Genomic DNA, 21,212 nt, shown 5'->3' on the forward strand with positions numbered 1-21,212 from the left:
GACCGGACCGTCCGTCGCTGGAGCAGTCAGGTCAGCTCGTCGCCTCGATCTTGAGGAGCTCGACCTTCTGGAACTTGTCGACCTCGACGTTCTTGACCCGCTCCGAGTGACCGAAGACGTTCTGGCCGAGCCGCAGCGGAATCACCGGCATGTCGCGGACCAGGATGTCCTCGGCCTGCTGCCAGAGCTTGATGGCCTCTTCCTCGGTCGGCGCGGCCGAACCCTGCTTGACCAGGTTGTCGAACTCCGGGTTGCTGTAACCGTAGTAGTTCGACGAACCGCCGGTGCCGTACAGCGGGCCGAGGTAGTTCTCCATCAGCGGGTAGTCCATGATCCAGCCGAGCCGGATCATGCCGACGTCTTCCTTGTTCTCGACCTTGGTGAGCAGGTCGGCGAACTTCGGCTCGCCGGTGCCGACGCAGTCGACGCCCAGGTTGGCCTTGAGCTGGTTGCAGGTCGCGTCCACCCACGGCTTGTGACCACCGTCGGCGTTGTAAGTGATCTTGATCTGCTTCGGGCCGCCTGCGGCCTCGTACGCCGCCTTGGCCTTGGCCGGGTCGTAGGTGCACGCCTCGCCGCAGCTGTTCTCGCGGTAGCCGGCCACCGCCGGGGAGACGAACGACGCCGCCGGGGTCTGCGAGCCCCGGAAGATGTTGTCGGTGATCTCCTTGCGGTTGATCGCCATCGAGATCGCCTTGCGGACCTCGACCTTCGAGTACTGCGGGAGGAAGGTCGGGAAGCCGACGAACTGGAAGACCGAGTTCGAGCTGGTCTTGAAGCGGTCACCCAGGTCGGCCGGGGCGGTGGCCAGGTTCTCGATCGGAATCTGGGTCACCACGTCCAGGGCGCCACCCATCAGGTCGGCGTACTGGGCGGTCTGCTCCTGGTAGATCTTGTAGGTGACCCCGCCGACCTTCGGCTTGTCACCCGGGTAGGCGTCGTAGCGCTCGACCTCGATCTTCGAGTCGTGCTGCCAGGTGCCCTTCATCTTGAACGGGCCGTTGCCGATCGGGGCCTGCTCGTAGTCCTCCTTGAGCACGCCCTCCGAGGCCCACGCCGCCGCAGGCAGCGGGTAGAAGGTGGTGTAGCCCATGACCGAGCGCCAGCCGGAGAACGGCTCGCTGAGCGTGACGGTGAAGGTCAGGTCGTCGACCTTCTTCAGACCGGTCAGGGTCTTCGCCTTCGGGTCCGGAGCCTTCTGCGGGCCGTCGCCGTCCGGGTCCTCGGACTGCAGGTCCTTGTAGCCCTCGATGCGCTCCAGGAAGTACGAGCCGCCGTTGCCGTTCGGGCCGTACGCCGCGTGGTTCCAGGCGTTGATGTAGTTGTCGGCGCCGACCTTCTCACCGTTGTGGAAGGTGTAACCGTCCTTGAGCTTGACCGTCCAGACCTTGTTGTCGGTCGACTCGACCGACTCCGCGGCAACCGTGAACGGCTTGTTGTCGGCGTCGAAGTCCACCAGCGGGCTGAAGAGTGCGGCCAGCACCTCGGCACCGTTGGACTCGGTGGTGTTGGAGGGGATCAGGTGCTGGGGCTCGCCGATGCCGATCGAGATCAGGGCGTCAGCCGCCGAGGTCTCGTCGTCGCCGCCACCGCTGCAGCCTGCCGCCAACAACATTATGGCGGTCGCTCCGACCGCCATCTTTAACGGGAATTGCCCGCGCATGAGTGAAGCCTCCTCAGGGCGCTCACGAGGGACTGTGAGGTGACTGACACTGTGACACTGAGCCGCCTAGCGCGGAAAGGTGCCGTTATCAACCCGTTAGTTGCCGGCAATGTTTCAGGCGTGTGCCCCACCCACCGGGCGCCCCTCCGAACACGGCGTTGACCAGGCAAAACGTCACCGGAGCAGGGTGCTCCGACAACCGCCCGCATGGCTCGTTGTGACCTTTCCCGCGTCACCGCAGGCGCTCTCCGATGTCAAGCGCATACCTACCGTACTCGTCCGTTTGGACGATGTGGAACTGTGCACCGCGGATCCGACGGACGGCCGGACAGTGAAAGCCATCGATGCATGGTACCCGATCGTCACCTCCCGGACACCCACCGCTCGGCCGATGCCGTACCGGTGGAACCGCCGATGCCGGACCGCCGACCCGGCCGCCGGGGCGGACGGCGCGGGCGAGGCCTCGGCGACATCAGACCAGACGGCGGTCGGCGGCCCACCGGGACAACTCGTAGCGGTTGGACATCTGCAGCTTGCGCAGCACGTTCGAGACGTGCGTCTCCACCGTCTTGATGGAGATGAACAGCTCCTTGGCGATCTCCTTGTACGCGTAGCCCCGGGCCAGCAGCCGCAGCACCTCCCGCTCGCGGTTGGTGAGCTGGTCCAGCTCCGGATCGGCGACCGGCGCGTCCGGCCGGGCGGCGAAGGAGTCCAGCACGAACCCGGCCAGCCGGGGGCTGAACACCGCGTCACCGTCGGCGACCCGGCGGATCGCGGCGGTCAGCTCGTCCGGGGAGATGGTCTTGGTGACGTACCCCCGGGCACCGGCCCGGATCAGCCCGATCACGTCCTCGGCGGCGTCGGAGACGCTGAGCGCCAGGAACCGCACCTCCGGCCGGGTACGCCGGACCGCCTCCAGCACCGCCCGACCGCCTCCGTCCGGCATGTGCACGTCGAGCAGCACCACGTCCGGTTCGGTGGCGGCGATCCGGCTGATCGCCTCGGCCACCGTGCTGGCCTCGCCGACCACCTCGACGTGCGCCCCCAGCTCGGCGCGGACGCCGGCCCGGAACATCGCGTGGTCGTCGACGAGGAACACCCGCAGCAGCCGCGGCTCGGGCGTACCCTCCCGCGCCGGCTCGGTCGACTCGACCATGATCGTTACCTGTCCTTCCCTGGTGCCGCGCCCTCCCGGGGTATCGGGAGGAAGAGTCTCACCTCGGTGCCGTCCCCCGGCGTACTGCGGATCTCCGCCCGCCCGCCGTGCCGCTTCATCCGCCCGATGATCGAGCCGCGTACGCCGTGCCGGTGGTCCTCAACGGTAGTCGGGTCAAAGCCCGCCCCGCGATCGCGGACGAAGACGCTCACCTGCTCCGGCTCGACCTCGGCATAGAGCGAGACGGTCTGTACCTTGGCGTGCCGGGCCGCGTTGACCAGCGCCTCCCGGGCCGCGGCCACCAACGCGCCGACCCGCTCGTCGGTCTCCCGGTCGCCGACCACCACCGCCTCGACGGTGATCGCGAAGGTGTCCTCCACCTCGGCCGCGGCCTGCTCCAGCGCCGCGGCGAACCGCTCGGTCGGCGAGCCGGTCGGCTTGTAGAGCCAGCTCCGCAACGAGCGCTCCTGCCCCCGGGCGAGCCGCTGCACCGTCTTGACGTCGGCCGCGTTGCGCTGGATCAGCGCGAGGGTGTGCAGCACCTGATCGTGGATCATCGCGGCCAGCTCGGCCCGCTCCTGCTCCCGGATCCGCCCCTCCCGCTCGGCCCGGAGCTGGTTGTAGGTCCGCCAGAGCACCGGGGCGGCCACCACGCCGACCCCGGCGAGTGCCACCAGGGCAAAGATCACCCCGTTGACCACCGCGTCGAAGTTGCCCTGTGGGCGGTAGACCGCCACCACCCCGATCAGGCCCACCGCGACCAGCACCCCACCGCCGATGAACCGCAGCACGAAGGCTCGCCGGTCGCTCTCCGCCACCACCGCCCCGAGCCACGGCACCGGCAGCGACCGGTCCCACTGCCAGCGACGCTCCGGCGCGGACTGGTGCCAGATCACCCCGGCGCCGACCGCGATGATCGACACCAGCCAGCCGGCGGTCCCGGCCACCCCGCCGGACTTGAAGGCCAGCACCTCGATCAGGATCACGGCGAGCCCGATGGCCACGAACGGCAGCAACTGGAAGACGTTGCGCCGGGGCGGGGCACCACCTGGCAACGGTGGCACCACCGCCCAGAACGCCGCGTAGAGGAGCAGGCCCAGCCCGCTGAACCCGAGCAGCAGGAGGAACGTCACGCGTACCCACACCGCCCGGATGCCCAGGTGCAGGGCGATCCCGGCAGCCACGCCGGCGACCATCCGATGGTCGCGGGCGCGGTACAGGCGGGGAGGCTCGGTCGTGGCGCGGATCTTCGAACTCCTCGTCGTCTCGGGCGGCGGGGGTGACGTGCGGCGGACCTGCCGCGTCACGTCCCGTTCCACCGACGCTCCGATCGTCACACGTCCGCGGGCTCAGCAGCCATGGGGACTCCCCGGACTTCGCACGCGGGATATCTCAGGGTGGGCTCAGGGTTGTCGCCTGAGGCCGGTCGGACCTGCGACGGCGGAGGATCGGAGCATGACCGACGAAGCTGCCGCCGCCCGTGGAACGCCCGGTCCGGCGGGCGACCCCGACCGAGCGGACAGCCCCGGCCCGACCCCGGAGGCACCCGGCACGCCCGGCCCCGCCGCCGGCCCCGAGCGGGCCGCGCCACCGGACGCACCGCCACCGGACGCACCGCCACCGGGTACGGGCTGGCCACCGCCGCCCGGCGCGACCCCGCCTCCCGGACCGCCGCCCGGCCCCGGCGGACCACCACCGCCCGGAGCCGGCGGACCACCACCGGAGTTCGGCTTCACCTACCGGTACGGACTCGTCCGGCCGAGCGAGGGGCGCTACCTGGCCGGGGTCTGCGCCGCGATCGGCCGGGCCACCAACAGCGACCCGATCCTCTGGCGGGTCCTCCTCGCCGTACTCGGTTTCTTCGGCGGGATCGGCCTGCTGGTATACCTCGCCGCCTGGCTGATCATCCCGTCCGAGGGCGACACCGCCTCGCCGGTGGAGTCGATGCTGGGCCGGGGCCGGTCGAGCATGTCCCCGGTCACCGTGCTGGTGCTCGGCATCCTCGCCGCGGTGATGTTCGGCTTCATCGTGACCGACACCTACCGGGCCGTACTGCTCGGCGCGGCCGTCCTGATCGGCGGCGCACTGCTGCTCAACCGGGACCGGAACCGGACCGGTCCGTACTGGCAACCGGGTGCCGGGCCCCCGCCGCCGACCGGCTATCCGTACCCGGGACCCGGCCAGCCGGTGCCTCCGCCGGCCGCACCCGGACATCCGGGCTGGTACCCGCCGCAGCCGACCGCCGCACCGGGCTACCCCGGCGGACCCGCGATGGCCGCCCCGGCCCCGCCGGCCCCCGCCTGGCCGGCCAGCCCACCACCGGTGGCCGTACCGACCGGACCGCATCCGGGCGTACCGCCCGGACCGCCCATGACGGGGGGCTACCGGGCACCGTTCGCGCCGCACGGCCCGTACGCCGCCCGGCCGGCTCCGCCGCCGCCACCGCCGAAGAAGCCGAAGCAGCCGAAGCGGCCGCGTGAACGGTCCCCACTGGGTGCCGCCACCTTCTCGATGATCTTCGTGGCAATCGGCGTGGTCGCGATCCTGGATCTGACCAACGCGATCCGGGTCATGCCGTCCACCTACTTCGCCGCCGTCCTGGTCACCATCGCCGTCGGGCTGCTGGTCGGGGCCTGGTTCGGCCGGGCCCGCTGGCTGATCGCCCTCGGTCTGGTCGCGGCCTGCGCCCTGGGTATCTCCACGGTCGCCGAGTCCTACACCCGGCTGCGCAGCGAGGAAGACGTGCTCTGGGTACCGGCCAGCTACGAGGTCATGGCCGACCGCTACGAGACCCGGCTGGGCAACGCCACGCTCGACCTGACCCGGATCGACTTCACCGACCGGGACGCCCGGGTGAGCGTGGACGTCGACCTCGGCGAAGTGAAGGTGATCCTGCCGCCCACCGTCGACGTGACCGTACGACTCGACGTGAACGCGGGCGACGCCCTGATCCTGGACCGCAGGTACAGCAACTTCGACGGCAACCAACGGGAGGTGACCGACCTCGGCGAGGACGGCCCCGGTGGCGGAAAGCTGCTGCTCGACCTGTCGGTCAACGCCGCCACCGCGGAGGTGACTCGATGAAGGCGCACCGTACCGACGGGGTGTCGCTGACGTTCGCCCTGATCTTCCTCGGCGTCGCCGCCTGGTGGCTGTTCACGCAGCTCATGAACCTCACACTGCCGGCCATCGGCTGGCTGGTGGCCGGCGGCCTGATCGGAGTCGGCACGCTGGGCCTGGTCGGCGCCCTCCGGGCCAACCGGTCCGGCCAGCGGCCGGCGGCGGCACCGGCGGCACCTGCTGCGGGATCCCCGGCCGTGCCTGCTCCGGGATCCCAGGCCGCACCGACCGGCGCCGACGTCACCGGCACCGGGCCGGCCGACGTCCCCCTCGGCACGCTCTTCGACCGGGACCAGCCCGGGCCGTCCTACGGGAACCCGGCCGAGCGGTTCGACCCGGACACGATCGAGCGGTTCGACCGGGACGCGACCGACCAGTTCGACCGGAACCCGGCCGGGGAGGCCGACCCGTACCGCACGGCGGAATTCGACCGGCCGGCTGGAGAGACGTTCGAGCGGCCCACCGCCGAACTCTTCCCCCGGGCGACCGTCGAGCCCCTGCCGCGATCCACCGACGAGCTGTCCGACCGGGACACCGAGGCGCTCCCGAAGCCGACCGGTGACCCGGCCGACCCGGCCGGCACCGGGGCTGACGAGGCCCGATCGGCCGGGGCCGGCGAGGCGGGACCGGTCGCTGCGGACGCACCGGCGACCGGCGGCACGGACGGAATGGAGCCGGACCGGCCGACCGGACACCCACCCGGGGATGCCATCCCGGCGGACCGGCGTGACGAGCGACCCGCGTGACGCGACGAGCGACCCGCACGATCGGTGCGACTCGGTCAGGCCGTGCCTAAACTGGCCGGCGGAGGTTTGCGCCTCTGCCGGCCGGTCGGCATACCAGCGGCCGGAAACCGCCCCACCGCGTAGCCTGCGCCGCTATCGGCAGCCGCCCGTCCTGACCTCGCGAGGAGCCCGCCCGAGATGACCCAGTCCCCCGCCGTACGCGCCACCGGCCCAGGCCGTCCGGTCCGCGTCGGCGAGCGCGCCGCCCGCGTCCTCACCACGGAGATGTCCCGGCACCACGGTCCGAAGACCACCCTGCTGGTCGGGGCCACCACCGACTCGTCCGTACTGGCCGCAGTGGTAGACGCGCTGCTCCCCGGCGACGTGCTCACCGTGGTACCGGCGGACGCGCTCGCCGCCGACCAGCTCCGGGACCATGTCACGGCCCTCGGGCAGTGGACCGCCCAGCGGGTACGGGTCGCCGACTCGCTGGCCGAGGCGGAGGCGGCGGACGTGGTGATCGTCGCCGAACCGCTGACTGGCAGCGCCGAGGAGACCCGGACCGCGCTGGACGGGCTGGCCAAGTACCTGACCGACGGCGGGGTACTCAGCGTGCTGGTGCCCGCGCTGCCCGGCCGGGCCCCGGGCGCGGTCGGCGAACTCGAACGGCAGAGCGCGCTGTTCGGCGTCGGCACCGACCTCGTCCTGGTCAACCAGCCTCCGGTCCGCGCGCACCGGCTCCGGTTCACCCCGGCCGAGGTCTCGGTGGCGGCCCGGTTGGCGCCCGCCTACCGGACTTCGAGCATTCCACTGACCCGCCGGATGCACATCGACTCCAACGGGGTTGCGGCCGCCGGTATCGCGCTGGGGTTCGCCGCGCTTACCCGGGTCACCCGGCCGAAGTCCCGGCTCTGGCTGGTGCCCGCGCTGGCCGCCGGCCCGGTGGCCGCGTTCTTCCGGGACCCGGAGCGGGACATCCCGGACGACGAGTCCGCCGTGGTCGCCGCCGCCGACGGTCAGGTGCTCTCCGTGCAGCGGCTCCGGGACGAGCGCTTCGGCGACGGCGAGTTCCTCCGGGTCGCGGTCTTCCTCTCCGTGCTGGACGTGCACGTCAACCGCGCGCCGGTGGCCGGCAAGGTGGTCGACTACTTCGTCGCGGACGGTGGCTTCGCAGCCGCGATGAAACCGGACGCGGAGCACAACGTCGCCGCGTACACGGTGCTCGACACCGACCACGGCACGGTGGTGGTGGCCCAGCGGACCGGCCTGATCGCCCGGCGGATCGTGCAGCGGGCGCCGATCGGCGCGCTGCTGGCCCGGGGCGAACGGTTCGGCCTGATCCGGTTCGGGTCGCGCACCGACGTCTACCTGCCGGCCGACGCGGCCGAGCCGGTGGTCGGCCCGGGCGAACGGGTCATCGGCGGATCCTCCGTGATCGCCCGCTGGCGCTGACCGGAGGCGCGGGCCCGGCCATACCCGGCCGGGCCAGGCGCCGGACGGATTCCGGTGTTGCCGGAGACGGCCGTGCCGCAGGGTCACCGTCGTGACGCTGCGGCACGTTCGAATTCCGAGGACTTCCCGCGTTCCGCCGCCGCCCGGACTTCCCGGCGCCCGGACTTCCCGGCGGCCGGGCGATCGGCCGGGCCGCTACGGGTCAGGCGGTGCGACGCTGGCGCCACCAGAGCAGCGGTCCGCTGACCAGGTAGCCGACCACCAGGATCGCGAAGGTGAGCCGGATGTCGATCAGAGCGCCGATCACCGGGGCCAGCCACAGCCACGGCGGCAGCTTGATCAGGCGGGCCAGCTTGGCGTACGGGAAGCTGGAGACCATGGCGAAGGCGAGCAGCCCCACGCCAGCCGCCTGCACCTCGCCGGAGACCGGCAGCCCGATCAACACCGCCAGGGCGAGCACCGCCGCCGCCATCGTGGTCGGCACCCCGCAGAAGAACCGTCCGTCCTTGGGCGAGACGTTGAACCGGGCGAGCCGGATCGCCGCGCAGGCCGCGACGAGCGCGCAGGCCACCCCGGCGGCGGCGGTCGAGACCGAGCCCACCAGCGAGGCGTAGACCACCACCGGGGCGGCCAGGCCGAACGAGCACATGTCGGCCAGCGAGTCCATCTGGGCACCGAACGGGCTGGCCACGCCCATCTTGCGGGCCAGCGCCCCGTCGAGGCCGTCGAACGCCACACAGGCGATCAGGCAGTACGCCGCGACCCGCACGTCGCCCTGCATCGCCTGGAAGATGGCGAGTAGCCCGAGCGTCAGGCTGGCCAGGGTGCAGGCGTTGACCACGGCGAACTTGACCCGACGCGCCATGGTCCGCTCGCCGGGCAGCAGCGGGATCGCCATCGCCGGGCCGGGGGCGTCGACCGGGTCGGCCGGGCCGACGGCCGGACTCACCGGGACGGCCGCCTCGATCTCGGCGGCGGTCAGCCGGCCGACGCCGTACGGGTCGAGCGGGGCGGAGTCCTCGGTGTAGCGGCGGTCGGGCCGCCCGAGGGTGCTGGGACCGGCGTCGGCCAGGTCGTGCTCCCGGCGTCCCACCCGGACCAGCAGCACCTGCCGGGCGAATGTGCCGCTGCGGCGCAGCCGCCCCGCCCAGCGACGCCCTGCCGGGCGCGGGCTGTCCGACGTACGACGCCGACGCCATGGGGCTCTCGGCACGTTTCCTCCATCACCGGGTCAACTTTGTCCGCCACCGTGGCGGCACCCGCCCAAGCGCCATCGGGCGCCGGGACTCCTTGGCCGGCAACCAATTGCGGCCTACACCATCGCACAGACAGCAGGGATTGGCGATAGCTGTCTGAGGGGTATTCCTCCCAAACCGCCCGAGGCACTCAGACCTCCCCATCACGGGACGCTACCCCCGTGACGGCATGCTGTCGGGCCCGCCTGCAACTCTAACCGAACCAGTCACACCCATCGTTTCGGGAGAGATTCTCGCGTTCCCGACCCGGCTGACCAACCCATCGACGGCCCCGCACCGGCAGCCCCGCCCTACATCAGGGACAACGCGGCGTCCACCACCTCGGTACGCGGCAGCTCCGCCACCTCGGCCCGGGAGAACCAGCCGGCGGTCGCGGTCGAGCCGCCCGCCGCCTCGGTCACCCTCGCCTCGGTGGGCGCCGCAACCTCGACCCGGTAGATCACCCGGACTCCGTGCCAGTCCAGCGGCCGGCCCTCGGGGCCGAACTCGGCGGTGTTGTGCCGGTGCGACACGTGCAGCAGCCCGGTCACCCGGCCGAGCTGTCCGGTCTCCTCGACCAGTTCCCGCAGGAGCGCGCTCACCGGCTGCTCGCCGTGGTCGGTACCGCCGCCGGGCAGGTGCCACCGGCCGGCACCGGGGAACCCGGCCGCGATCCGGGTCAGCAGGATCCGGCCGGCAGGATCGGTGGCCAGCCCGTACGCCGCGAAACGCTGATACCGGTCGACCGGTGCCGGGCGCTCGGCGCCGTCCGAGGCGAGTCCGGCGCCCTCGGGCAGCGGGTCCGCCGGGCAGCCGAGCAACTCGGCGGTGAACGGCATCAGGACCAGCCCGGCCAGGTCGTCCGGGGCGACCCAGGCGACCTGGTCGGTGCCGCCGCCCACCTCGGCACGCAGCGTGCCGCCGGCCGGTACGACCTCATAGACGATCCGGTCGGTGTGCTCGGCCACCGGCCCGTTGACGCCGGCCAGCCGGATCACGTCGGCGAGCACCACCCGCAGCCCGGTCACGGTGACGGTCAGCCCGGTTTCCTCGACGAACTCGCGGTGCACCGCCGCTCTCGGGTGCTCCCCGTGCTCGACGCCGCCGCCGGGTAGTTGCCAGACGCCGGGAAAGTGTGAGATCGCGGATCCCCGGGCGAGCAGCACCCGCTCGCCGTCCCGACACAGCCCGTACGCCCCGATCCGCCGTCGCCGTCGCACCGCCGTCCCCCTTCGCCCGCGCCGCATCGATCATGCCGGTCGGGAAGGCAGCCCACCCGGGCGGGTCGGGAATCGAGTGCCGGTCGGAAATCGAGTGCCGGGACAGCCGCCAGCGCACGGGAGGGGTCGGGAATCGGGCGGCCACCGGCGGGTAGGGCGGAATCGGGCGGCCGCAGGCGGGTCGGGTCGGGAATCGGACGATGGTCAGCCCAGCCGGGCCGCCTGTACGGCCTCGGCGGTCACCTCGGTCAGCCGGTCCACCGGCAGCGCCTCCAACTCGTCCCGGCCGAACCAGCGGGCCTCCGAGGTGGAGCCGCCGACGTCACCGACGGTCGGCGGGGCGGGCGAGTCGACGACCACCCGGTAGAAGGCGCGTACGCCGTGCCAGTCGATCGGATAGCCCTCGGGGCCGAGCGAGGCGGCGTCCCGGTGGCTCGCCACCCCGATCAGCTCGACCAGCCGGCCGCACTGCCCGGTCTCCTCGACCAGTTCCCGGATCAGTGCCGCACCCGGCTGCTCGCCGTAGTCGGTGCCCCCGCCGGGCAGGTGCCAGCAGCCCGCCCCGGGATAGCCGTCGGCAACCCGGGTCAGCAGCACCCGGCCGTCCGGATCGGTGGCCACCGCGTACGCCGCGAAGCGCTGGGCCCGGTGCAGCCCGTCCGGCCCGGGTACGGCGTGGAAGGACGGGAACTCCGGCGCCTCCTCCGGCCGCAGGTCGATCGGCCCGCTGGGCAGGCCGAGGGCACGCGCGGTGAACGGCCGCAGCAGCAGCTTCCCCGCCTCTTCCAGGGTGTGCCAGCGGGCCAGGTCGGTCGGCTGGCCGACCCGGTCGCAGAGCGTGCCACCGCGAACGGAGACCTGGTAGAGCAGGCGGTCGGTGTGGATCGTGACGCCACGGTGCGGCAACGATCTCATGTCGGCGAGGACGTCCCGCAGGCCGACGACCGAGACGGAGAGGCCGGTCTCGGCGGCGGTCTCGCGTACCACCGTGTGGTTCGGGTCCTCGCCGTGGTCGACGGCACCGCCGGGCAGCGACCAGACACCGGGCGTTCCGGACCGGGAGGAGGCCCGGACCAGGAGCACGCGGTCGGTTGAAGCGGTGCAAATCGCGTACGCGGCGATCTTGCGGATCGGTTCCAGCGCGGGGGTCACAGGACCAAATTCTCCCTTGACCGCCCGACCCGGCCACAAAAAGAGTCGGATTCCTGACAGTTGGCCCGGCCGTGGGCCGCCGGTGCCACCGGTCAGGGGAGGGTCAGGGTCGCTATCCGGGCGGTCACCGAGGACGCGGCGGCCGTACGGGCGGAGCGTGGAACCATGACGCAGATACCGCTCACCCAGCCTCCGTACAAGCAGCTCCGTCGGCCGACCACCGACCGGATGGTCGCCGGCGTGGCCAGCGGACTCGGCCGGTACTTCAACGTCGACCCGACCCTGGTCCGGGTGGTCTTCGCCGTGATCGCGGTCTTGACCGGCGGGCTCGGCCTGCTGGCGTACCCGGTGCTCTGGTTCCTGATGCCGGAGGAGCCGGCCGACGCACCCGCCTGGCCGCACCCGCCGGGCACCGGCCCGGTCTGGCCGCCGAGCTGGCCAGGCCGCACGCCCACGGCTCCGGCGCCGCCGGCAGGTCCGCCCGCCACCCCGGCGGCTCCCCCCGCACCGACCGGCGCCGCGCCCGCTCGGGCCAGCAGCCCGGCGCCCGGGTTCGGACAGGCGCCCGGGTTCGGACGGCAGCAGGAGACGGACGTGACCGCCCCAGTGGCTCCCACCAGTGGCTCGACGGCCACGGCCGGGCAGCCGGAAGGGGACGGAACCGCTCCGGGCGGACAGACCGGCGTGGACGGGCCGACCGAGGCGTTCGGCGACACTCCGCCGAACCCGCGCTATCCGGGGTGAATCGGGGTCACTCCCACTCGATGGTGCCCGGCGGCTTGCTCGTCACGTCGAGCACCACCCGGTTGACCTCGGCGACCTCGTTGGTGATCCGGGTGGAGATCCGGGCGATGACGTCGTACGGCAGGCGGGACCAGTCCGCCGTCATGGCGTCGGAACTCGACACCGGCCGGAGCACCACCGGGTGCCCGTAACTGCGTCCGTCTCCCTGCACCCCGACGCTGCGTACGTCGGCGAGCAGCACCACCGGGAACTGCCAGACGTCCCGGTCGAGGCCGGCGGCGGTGAGTTCCTCCCGGGCGATCAGATCCGCCGCCCGGAGCAGGTCGAGCCGCTGCCGGTCCACCGCCCCGATGATCCGGATCGCCAGCCCCGGGCCGGGGAACGGGTGCCGCCAGACCATCGCCTCGGGCAGCCCCAGCGCCAGGCCGAGCTGGCGTACCTCGTCCTTGAAGAGCGTGCGCAGCGGCTCGACCAGCGAGAACTTCAGATCCTCCGGCAGACCGCCGACGTTGTGATGCGACTTGATGTTGGCGGTGCCGGAACCGCCGCCGGACTCCACCACGTCGGGGTAGAGGGTGCCCTGCACCAGGAACTCGACGTCGCCACTGGCGGCCACCTGCCGAGCCGCCGCCTCGAAGACCCGGATGAACTCCCGACCGATGATCTTGCGCTTCTGCTCCGGGTCGGTCACCCCGGTCAGCGCACCGAGGAACCGGTCGGCCGCGTCGACCACCTTGAGCTTGATCCCGGTGGCTGCGACGTAGTCCTTCTCCACCTGCTCCGCCTCGCCGGCCCGGAGCAGGCCGTGGTCGACGAAGACGCAGGTGAGCTGGTCGCCGACGGCCCGGTGCACCAGCGCGGCGGCCACCGCCGAGTCGACCCCGCCGGAGAGGGCGCAGATGACCTCCTTGTCGCCGACCCGGGAGCGGATCTCGGCGATCTGGTCGGAGATGATGTTCTCCGAGGTCCAGGTCGGTGCGATCCCGGCCACGTCGTAGAGGAAGCGCTCCAGCATCCGCTGGCCGTGCTCGGTGTGCCCCACCTCGGGGTGGAACTGGGTGCCGACCCGACGACCGGCGAGGTCCTCGAAGGCCGCCACCGGTGCCCCGGGGGACTCGGCGGTCACGGTGAACCCGGCTGGCGCCTCCGTCACACAGTCACCGTGGCTCATCCACACGGACAGCTCGGTCGGAAGGTCCCGGAGCAGGGCGGTCGCGTCGGGCCGGGCCCGCAGGGTGGTGCCGCCGTACTCCCGGCCGCCGGTGTGTGCCACCGTGCCGCCGAGTGCCCGGGCCATCGCCTGGAAGCCGTAGCAGATGCCGAAGACCGGCACGCCGGTGTCGAAGAGCTTCGGGTCGACCTGCGGAGCGCCGGGCGCGTAGACGCTGGCCGGGCCGCCGGAGAGGATGATCGCGGCCGGATCCCTGGCCAGCATCTCGGCCACCGGCATCGAGTGCGGGACGATCTCCGAGTAGACCCGGGCCTCCCGGACACGGCGGGCGATGAGCTGGGCGTACTGGGCTCCGAAGTCCACCACCAGGACCGGGCGCGGCGTGTTCATGTGTACGAAGCCTACCCAGCACGGCCACCGACCCGGAAACCGCCGCCCTCGGCCGACCAGCGCGACCTGCCGACCAGAGCGACCAGGCCGGGTTCGGGGCCGGATCGCCCGCGTCGGGATCAAGCCTGACCTCCCAGAGCGGGTGATCCGGCCCCGACCCCCCACCCCGCGCAGGACGGACGCCGACCCAGACGATCACCAGCGCAGTGCGGCCGGGGCGTCCGGCGGGACCGCCGGGCGGCGCGGCCGGACCGGCGGGATCCGGGTGTACGCCGTGCCGAGCTGGGGTCGGGGGTCCGGGTCACCCCGGTTGGGCCAGTACGAGATAGCCCGCTCCGCCTGGGCGGCGATGGTCAGCGACGGGTTCACCCCGAGGTTGGCCGAGACGGCCGCCCCGTCCACCACGTGCAGTCCCGGATGCCCGAAGACCCGGTGGTACGGGTCGACCACCCCGTCGGCGGCGGTCGACCCGATCACCGCCCCGCCGAGCAGGTGCGCGGTGACCGGCATGTCGAACGGCTCGGTCACCGATCCGCCGGGGATGCCGCCGATCTGCTCGGCGAGCAGCCGGGCGGCCCGGTTGCCGGCCGGGATCCAGGTGGGGTTGCCGGCGCCGTGCCCGGCAGCGGTGGCCAGCCGTCGCCGGCCGAGCCGGCCACGGTGGTAGTGCACGGTCAGCGAGTTGTCGAGCGACTGCATGACCAGTGCGATCACGGTGCGCCGGGACCAGTCCCGGACCGAGAGCAGCGGCAGGTAGGTCTGCGGTCGCCGGGCCAGGATGCCGAGCCAGCGCCGGATCCGGCGCGGGCCGCCGTCGACCAGGGCCGACTGGAGCAGTCCCATCAGGTTGGCGCCGTGGCCGTACCGGACCGGCTCGACGTGGGTCGCCGGGTCGGGGTGGAAGGAGCTGGTGATCGCCACGCCGTCGGTGAAGTCGACGCCAGCCCGCCGGGCCGCCCGCAGCGGCACGGTGGCGCCGAGGATCGCCTCCGAGTTGGTCCGGGTCAGCGCGCCGAGCCGGGGCGAGAGGTGCGGCAGCGCCCCGGCGGCGCGCATCCGGTGCAGCAGGCGCTGGGTCTGCAGCGCGCCGGCCGCGAAGACCACCTGGCCGGCCCGGATCCGTTGGCGGTGCCGGATCGGCCAGGCTCCGGTGCGTACCGTCTCGATCTCGTAGCCGGTGCCCGACGGCGCCGGCCGGACCGCGGTCACCGTGGTCAGCGGGCGCACCTCGGCGCCGAGCCGCTCGGCCAGCCAGAGGTAGTTCTTGACCAGACTGTTCTTGGCGCCGTGCCGGCAGCCGGTCATGCAGGCGCCGCAGTGCAGGCAGCCGGTCCGCTCCGGACCGACCCCGCCGAAGTAGGGGTCGGCGGTCCGCTCCCCCGGCCGGCCCAGGTAGACCCCGACCGGGGTGGCGTGGAAGGTGTGCCCGACCCCCATCCGGTCGGCCACCGCCCGCATCGCCCGGTCCGCCGAGGTCTCCTTCGGGTACGTCGTGACGCCGAGCATCCGTTTCGCCTGGTCGTAGTGGGGGGCGAGTTCGGCACGCCAGTCGGTGACGTCCCGCCACTGTGGATCGGCGTAGAACGCGGGCAGCGGCTCGTAGAGCGTGTTTGCGTAGACCAGGGAGCCGCCGCCGACGCCGGCGCCGGAGAGCACCAGCACCTTCGCCGGGGCCGTGCCGCCGCTGCGTGCCCCGGATGCGCGACGACCGGCGGAGCGGAGCAGGGTGATCCGTTGGATGCCGTAGCAGCGCAGCGCGGGTGCCCAGAGGAACCGGCGGATCCGCCAGGAGGTTTCCGGCAACTCGTGGTCGGCGAAGCGGCGCCCCGCCTCCAGGACGAGGACCGAGTAGCCCTTCTCCGCCAGGCGTAGCGCCGCCACACTGCCGCCGAAGCCGGATCCGATGACGACGACATCGACAGCGGGGGCGGGGTCGACGGGCGAGCCGGTGCCGGCGGTGGGATTGGTGCCGGTGGTTTGCCCCATCTGAGCATCATTACCGAGCGGTAGCTACCGCACCAGGCCGGAGCTGCGCCAAGATTCCTGCTGCCGCGCTTCCGGCGGTGCAACGTCGGCGGGCCGACGATGCGTCTGAAGTAACGGCCGGTCCTGGCAGACCGTACGGCCGAGGGGATGTGAACGGGTGGCAGATCACGGGGCAAACACTGGCGGTGTACCCGGAGACGACGGCGGGCCGGCACCCGGCGACGGTGGCGGGCCGAAGCGGCGGCGGATCGTCTGGCTCGCCGCGATCGTCGCGGTGGCGGTGCTGCTGGCCGGTACGGCGTACGCGGCCGACCGCTTCTGGGGCAGCGGCTCCGATCCGGCGCCGGCGGCCCGGCCCAGCACCCCGGCGCCGACCAGTGTGGCGCCGTCACCCACCCCGAGCCCGACCCCGGAGCCCGGTGCCGACATCAGGGGACCACTCAACCTGCTGCTGGTCGGCGTCGACACCCGGGTCAGCGAGCCGGACTGGGAGCCGCACGCCGACGCGGTACTGATCCTGCACGTCACGAAGGACCTCGACCGGGCATACCTGTTCGCGCTCCCCCGCGACCTGGTGGTCGACATCCCCCGCTTTCCCAAGGCGAACTTCCCCGGCGACCGCACCAAACTGACCCACGCGATGAGCTACGGCAGCCGGGTACCCGGTAAGAACAAGCGCCCGAGCACCGCGCAGGGCTTCCAACTGCTCTCGGCGACGGTGAGCGCCTACACCGGAATCAAGCGGTTCGACGCGGGCGCGGTGCTCACCTTCGGCGGCTTCGACAACCTGGTCGACGCCCTCGGCGGGGTGCAGCTCTACGTCGACCAGCGGGTGGTCTCGCAGCACCGGGAACCGGACGGCACCCATCGCGCGCTGCGTGGCGGCGGCTACGTCGGGCCGCAGATGGTCTACGAGAAGGGCCGCCGGACGCTGACCGGCTGGCAGGCGCTGGACTACGCCCGGCAGCGCTACACGGCCGGTGGTGCGTACACCCGGCAGCGGCACCAGCAGCAGCTCATCAAGGCGATGCTGACGAAAATCCTCAGCCAGGACCTGGCCCGGGACCCCGACCGGGTACGCCAGGTGGTCCGCTCGCTCGGCGACGCGCTGACCTTCACCAGCGGCAGCGACTCCGACATCGTCGACTTCGGGCACGCGCTCAGCCAGCTCCGCCCCGCGGCGATGACCCTGGTGGCGCTGCCCGGCAGCGGGGTCGGCCGGGGCAGTGGCTACCGAGGTGAGCAGCTCACCTCGGTGGGCCGCAGGTTCATCGCCGAGTTGCGGGCCGGTCGGGCCGACGCCTACCTGGCGGCCAACCCGAAACTGGTGGTGAAGAACTGACCAGCCCTGGTGAGACACCACGGGGTTGGTGGCGGGCCCGGACGAGTTCAGCGCCTGTGCGCGGTGTTGGTGCAGCCCCGGTACATCGCCACCGCGTGGCGCGACCGTTTCGCTGGCATCCCTACCTGCGGCACGGATAGCGCTTCGCAGGCACTTCGGTGGTCTCGTCGTCGCCTTGACCGCCCTACCGTCCGGCAATAGCCTGCGCTCGGCGACCGCTGAGGCACCCGGCCTCAGGTCGTCAAAATTCGGGGAGGACACATGCGATTCGGTAATCGACTGACGATTTTGGTCGCGGTGGTTCTTAGTTTCCTGCTGCTGTCCGGAAGTGCAGCTCAAGCCGCCTATTACAACACGTACAGCGACATAGCCAGCACGCCCAATACGAGCTGCTGTACCGGAGTACAGGGCTTTGCCGCCGGGGCCACCTACCTCTACTCGATCAAGAACCGCACCAATTACGACGACGTCTCGGTCATCTATCGTGTCCACAAGACCACCGGTGCGCGAGTGCTGATGACGAACGGCACGAACAACACGTCGACCAATCCCTGGCTCGGGCACGGGAACGACATGACCATCGTCGACATCGACGGCCAGCACCACCTGTTCGTCGTCACCATGAAGGCGGACGGCCCGCAGCTCGTGAAGCTCCGCTACGAGGGCACCACCTACTACCACGCCGGGTCGTACCAGCTGCGTCTCGACGGGGCCGTGGCGACGCCGTCCGGGATCAACCGCGTCTCGGTCACCAGCACCGCGATCGCGTTCATGTTCAAGAGTGGCAGGACGATCTACAACGGCACTCTCCCGCTGCGCGCCTCCTCCGGGACAATCGAGCTGACCAGGGCGTTCGCCCTCCAGGTCGAGGGCGCCCTCGTCAACGGCGCCCCGGTGCCGGACCTGACGACCTTCACCAACCAGGGGTTCTTCTACGACGCGCCCAAGCGGGTTCTCTACTACCCGCTGACCAAGGAGAACCGCAGCATCGTGCTCGTCTACCGGAACGTGTCGCCGACGACGACCGGTACCGCCCCGGCGGCCACCGACCTCTCCTTCCGGATCACGTCCTCGAAATACTCGAACCTGTTCGAGATCGAGGGCGTGGGAATCAGCGACGGCAAGCTGTACTTCAACACCAACCGGGCGAACGCGGACGGCTCCTTCGACGGGGTCCACGTGTTCAACGGCTACGTCGCTGCCTAGCGCAGAGCGCACGCGACGGTCGGGACCCGCTGTGGCTCGGCGATCGAGCCGCAGCGGGTCCCGACCGGCCGGTCAGGGCATGGGCGGCGGCGTGGTGCCAGTCAGCCAGGCGTCGAAGAGCGGCTGCAACGGCCTCCCGGAGATCCGCTCGGCGAGACTGACCAGGTCGGCGGTGCTGGCGTTGCCGTCGCGCTTCTCCGCCGTCCAGGTCTTCAGGATCCGGAAGAACGTCTCGTCGCCGACCGTACGCCGCAGCGCGTGCACGGCCAGCGCCCCGCGCTTGTAGACCGCCCGGCTGAAGATTCCCGAGCGACCCGGGTCCAGTGCCGGCTCCGCCCAGTCGGTGGCGGCGTACTCCTGCTCGAACATGGTCTGCGCGCTCGGCCCGCCGTCGTGCTCGGTCCAGAGCCACTCGGCGTAGCTGGCGAAGCCCTCGTTGAGCCAGAGGTCGCTCCAGCGCCGGATCGAGACGCTGTCCCCGAACCACTGGTGGGCCAACTCGTGCGCCACCACCTCCAGGTTCGGGCCGGTGGCGAAGAACGCCGGGCCGTACACCGGGCGGGACTGGGTCTCCAGGGCGTACCCGATCCGGCCGTCGGCGAGCGCGATCCCGCCGTACGCCTCGAACGGGTACGGGCCGAACCGGGTGGCCAGGAAGTCGGCGATCTCACCGGTACGGGCCAGCGACCGCTCTGCCGGCCCGCCCGCCGGCAGGCTCGCCGCGATCGCGGTGACCAGTGGCTTGCCGGCATGCGTGCCGGTGCTGACCCGGTATTTCCCGATCACCAGCGTGACCAGGTAACTGGCCATCGGGGACCGCTCCGCCCAGCGCCAGGTGGTCCAGCCGGCGTCGGTGCTGCTGCCGCCCGGGGTCCCGTTGCTCAGCGCCGCCAGCCCCTCCGGCACGGTCGCCTCGATCTGGTACGTCGCCTTGTCCAGCGGGTGGTCGTTGACCGGGAACCAGGTGCTCGCCGACTCCGGCTGGCCGAGCGCGATCGCACCGTCCGAGGTGTGCAGCATTCCGCCACTGCCCAGGTCCGGGGTGGTGACCGGGGCCGGCTTGCCGGAGTAGCGCACCCGTACCCCGAACCGCCTGCCCTTGCCGAGGCCGGTGGCCGGGGTGACCACCAGTTCGTCCTCGGTCCGGGCGTGCGTGGCGTCGGCGCCGTCGACCTGTACCGACGAGACGGTCAGCCCGGCCAGGTCGAGGTTGAACCGGGACAGGTCCTGGGTGGCGGTCGCCTCGATGGTGGCGTCACCGGTCAGCTCGTCGGTCGCCGGGTCGTACCTGACCTGCAGGCGGTAGCTGGCGACGTCGTAGCCGCCGTTGCCGTAGGTCGGGAAGTACGGGTCGCCCACCCCGCGCGCCCCGGGCCGGAACCCCCCGGTCTGCTCGTCCCGGCCACCGGTGCAGCCGCCCGGCGAGAGCACCACCAGCAGCACCACCAGTACGCCGGCCAGCACCGGCCGCCCCGCCCTGATCATCACGCCTCCGGCTGACGGTGGCGACTACCGGTCGAGGACGAGCCCGACCTTCTGGAACTCCTTCAGGTCCCGGTAGCCGCACTTGGCCATCGCCCGGCGCAGCCCGCCGAACAGGTTGAGTTGGCCCTCAGGGTCGTCCGACGGCCCGTAGAGCAGCTTCTCCATCGAGCCGAGCGGCTCGTCGGCCACCCCGTAGGCACCGCGCGGCAGCTTCGGGTGGCTGGCCGCCGGGTGCCACCAGGCACCGCCGGCCGGCGCCTCGGCGCAGAGCGAGAGCGGCTCGCCGAGCATCACCGCGTCGGCGCCGCAGCCGAGCGCCTTGGCGATGTCGCCGGAGGTCTGGAGGTCGCCGTCGGCGATCAGGTGCACGTACCGGCCGCCGGTCTCGTCGAGGTAGTCCCGGCGGGCCGCCGCCGCGTCGGCGATCGCGGTGGCCATCGGCACCCGGATCCCGAGTACCGACTCGGTGGTCGACCACTCGTCGCCGCCGAGCCCGACGATCACCCCGGCCGCCCCGGTCCGCATCAGGTGCAGGGCGGTCTTGTAGTCGGTGCAGCCACCGGCGACGACCGGCAGGTCGAGGTCGGCGATGAACTCCTTGAGGTTCAACGGCTCGTCGGTGGTGGAGACGTGCTCGGCCGAGACGATGGTGCCCTGGATGACCAGGATGTCCACTCCGGCGTCCAGGATCACCGGGGCGAGTGCCAGGGTGTGCTGCGGGGAGACCCGGACGGCGACCGTACCGCCGCCCTCGCGCATCTGCCGGACCCGCTCGGCGATCAGCTCGGGACGGATCGGCTCGGCGTACACCTCCTGGAGCCGGCGGGTGGCAGCCGAGCCCTCCTCCAGTCGGGACAGTTCCTCCAGGACCTTGGTCGGGTCCTCGTAGCGGGTCCACAGCCCCTCGACGTTGAGCACTCCGAGTCCGCCGAGCCGGCCCAGCGTGACCGCCGACTCCGGGCTCATGGTGGCGTCCGACGGGTGCCCGACGCAGGGGATCCCGAACTGGTACGCGTCGAGCTGCCAGGCGGTCGAGACGTCGTCCACGTCCCGGGTACGCCGGCTCGGCACGATCGCGATGTCGTCCAGGTGGTAGCCGCGCTGTGCGGTCTTGCCCAGCCCGATCTCGACCACGTCACGCATGGGTCACTCCAGAGTAGAAAGG

Annotated in this window: 14 protein-coding genes and 2 pseudogenes; 6 read left to right on the plus strand and 10 right to left on the minus strand. The window is 72.0% G+C overall.

The genetic code is table 11. The features are described from left to right. Positions 1–31: 31 nt before the first annotated feature. The 3 genes from R6Y94_RS11745 to R6Y94_RS11755 form a co-directional block, all read right to left on the minus strand. A complete protein-coding gene (locus R6Y94_RS11745; RefSeq protein WP_412102740.1) occupies positions 32–1,663 on the minus strand; it encodes a peptide ABC transporter substrate-binding protein in 1,632 nt (543 codons plus the stop codon). A 472-nt stretch (positions 1,664–2,135) separates the two neighbouring features. Continuing rightward, positions 2,136–2,819 carry a response regulator transcription factor gene (locus R6Y94_RS11750; RefSeq protein ID WP_318395859.1) on the minus strand — a complete coding sequence of 228 codons (684 nt, stop codon included), beginning with the start codon at positions 2,817–2,819 and terminating at the stop codon, positions 2,136–2,138. Positions 2,820–2,824: 5 nt separating this feature from the next. Beyond that, the gene (locus tag R6Y94_RS11755) at positions 2,825–4,066 is read right to left on the minus strand and encodes a PspC domain-containing protein (protein WP_318396089.1); all 1,242 of its coding nucleotides are present in this window, start codon (positions 4,064–4,066) and stop codon (positions 2,825–2,827) included. A 208-nt stretch (positions 4,067–4,274) separates the two neighbouring features. Here R6Y94_RS11755 and R6Y94_RS11760 point away from each other — a divergent pair, with 208 nt between their 5' ends. From R6Y94_RS11760 to R6Y94_RS11770, 3 genes and pseudogenes are all read left to right on the plus strand, one after another. Further along, entirely contained in the window at positions 4,275–5,903 is a 1,629-nt protein-coding gene (locus R6Y94_RS11760) for a PspC domain-containing protein (RefSeq protein ID WP_318395860.1), read from the plus strand. Beyond that, positions 5,900–6,151: pseudogene (locus R6Y94_RS11765) on the plus strand (hypothetical protein); the annotation flags it as partial. The gene R6Y94_RS11760 and the pseudogene R6Y94_RS11765, both read left to right, overlap by 4 nt. A 711-nt stretch (positions 6,152–6,862) precedes the next feature. Then, positions 6,863–8,116 (plus strand): phosphatidylserine decarboxylase, encoded by a 1,254-nt coding sequence (locus R6Y94_RS11770; protein ID WP_318395861.1) that lies wholly within the window; start codon positions 6,863–6,865, stop codon positions 8,114–8,116. Between the two features lie 202 nt (positions 8,117–8,318). Here R6Y94_RS11770 and R6Y94_RS11775 read toward each other — a convergent pair whose 3' ends face one another. The 3 genes from R6Y94_RS11775 to R6Y94_RS11785 form a co-directional block, all read right to left on the minus strand. Beyond that, positions 8,319–9,254, minus strand: a complete 936-nt coding sequence (locus R6Y94_RS11775) for a CDP-alcohol phosphatidyltransferase family protein (protein ID WP_318396090.1) — start codon at positions 9,252–9,254, stop codon at positions 8,319–8,321. Between the two features lie 408 nt (positions 9,255–9,662). Further along, a complete protein-coding gene (locus R6Y94_RS11780) occupies positions 9,663–10,571 on the minus strand; it encodes an NUDIX hydrolase (protein WP_318395862.1) in 909 nt (302 codons plus the stop codon). Between the two features lie 204 nt (positions 10,572–10,775). Then, entirely contained in the window at positions 10,776–11,723 is a 948-nt protein-coding gene (locus R6Y94_RS11785) for an NUDIX domain-containing protein (protein WP_318395863.1), read from the minus strand. A 165-nt stretch (positions 11,724–11,888) separates the two neighbouring features. Between R6Y94_RS11785 and R6Y94_RS11790 the strand changes: the two are divergent. Beyond that, positions 11,889–12,200, plus strand: a pseudogene (locus R6Y94_RS11790) (PspC domain-containing protein); the annotation flags it as partial. A 274-nt stretch (positions 12,201–12,474) separates the two neighbouring features. On the opposite strand, the gene guaA reads toward R6Y94_RS11790, so the two are convergent. Further along, complete coding sequence (gene guaA, locus R6Y94_RS11795; protein WP_318395864.1) at positions 12,475–14,028, minus strand: glutamine-hydrolyzing GMP synthase; 1,554 nt, start codon at positions 14,026–14,028, stop codon at positions 12,475–12,477. 195 nt (positions 14,029–14,223) lie between these two features. Beyond that, entirely contained in the window at positions 14,224–16,014 is a 1,791-nt protein-coding gene (locus R6Y94_RS11800; protein WP_318395865.1) for a GMC family oxidoreductase, read from the minus strand. A gap of 247 nt (positions 16,015–16,261) precedes the next feature. On the opposite strand from R6Y94_RS11800, the gene R6Y94_RS11805 reads away from it, so the two are divergent. Together R6Y94_RS11805 and R6Y94_RS11810 are read left to right on the plus strand one after the other, a co-directional pair. Then, on the plus strand, positions 16,262–17,356 hold the full coding sequence (locus R6Y94_RS11805; protein ID WP_412102753.1) for an LCP family protein: 1,095 nt from the start codon (positions 16,262–16,264) through the stop codon (positions 17,354–17,356). Positions 17,357–17,617: 261 nt separating this feature from the next. Next, a complete protein-coding gene (locus R6Y94_RS11810) occupies positions 17,618–18,562 on the plus strand; it encodes a hypothetical protein (RefSeq protein ID WP_318395867.1) in 945 nt (314 codons plus the stop codon). 72 nt (positions 18,563–18,634) lie between these two features. On the opposite strand, the gene R6Y94_RS11815 is transcribed toward R6Y94_RS11810, so the two are convergent. Further along, positions 18,635–20,047 carry a M1 family metallopeptidase gene (locus R6Y94_RS11815; RefSeq protein ID WP_318395868.1) on the minus strand — a complete coding sequence of 471 codons (1,413 nt, stop codon included), beginning with the start codon at positions 20,045–20,047 and terminating at the stop codon, positions 18,635–18,637. 24 nt (positions 20,048–20,071) lie between these two features. Further along, positions 20,072–21,190, minus strand: coding sequence for a GuaB3 family IMP dehydrogenase-related protein (locus R6Y94_RS11820; RefSeq protein WP_318395869.1), 1,119 nt, complete (start codon positions 21,188–21,190; stop codon positions 20,072–20,074). Positions 21,191–21,212 lie beyond the last annotated feature (22 nt).

Origin of the sequence: Plantactinospora sp. KLBMP9567 (genome assembly GCF_033446045.1) — a bacterium.
GTDB lineage: Bacteria > Actinomycetota > Actinomycetes > Mycobacteriales > Micromonosporaceae > Plantactinospora.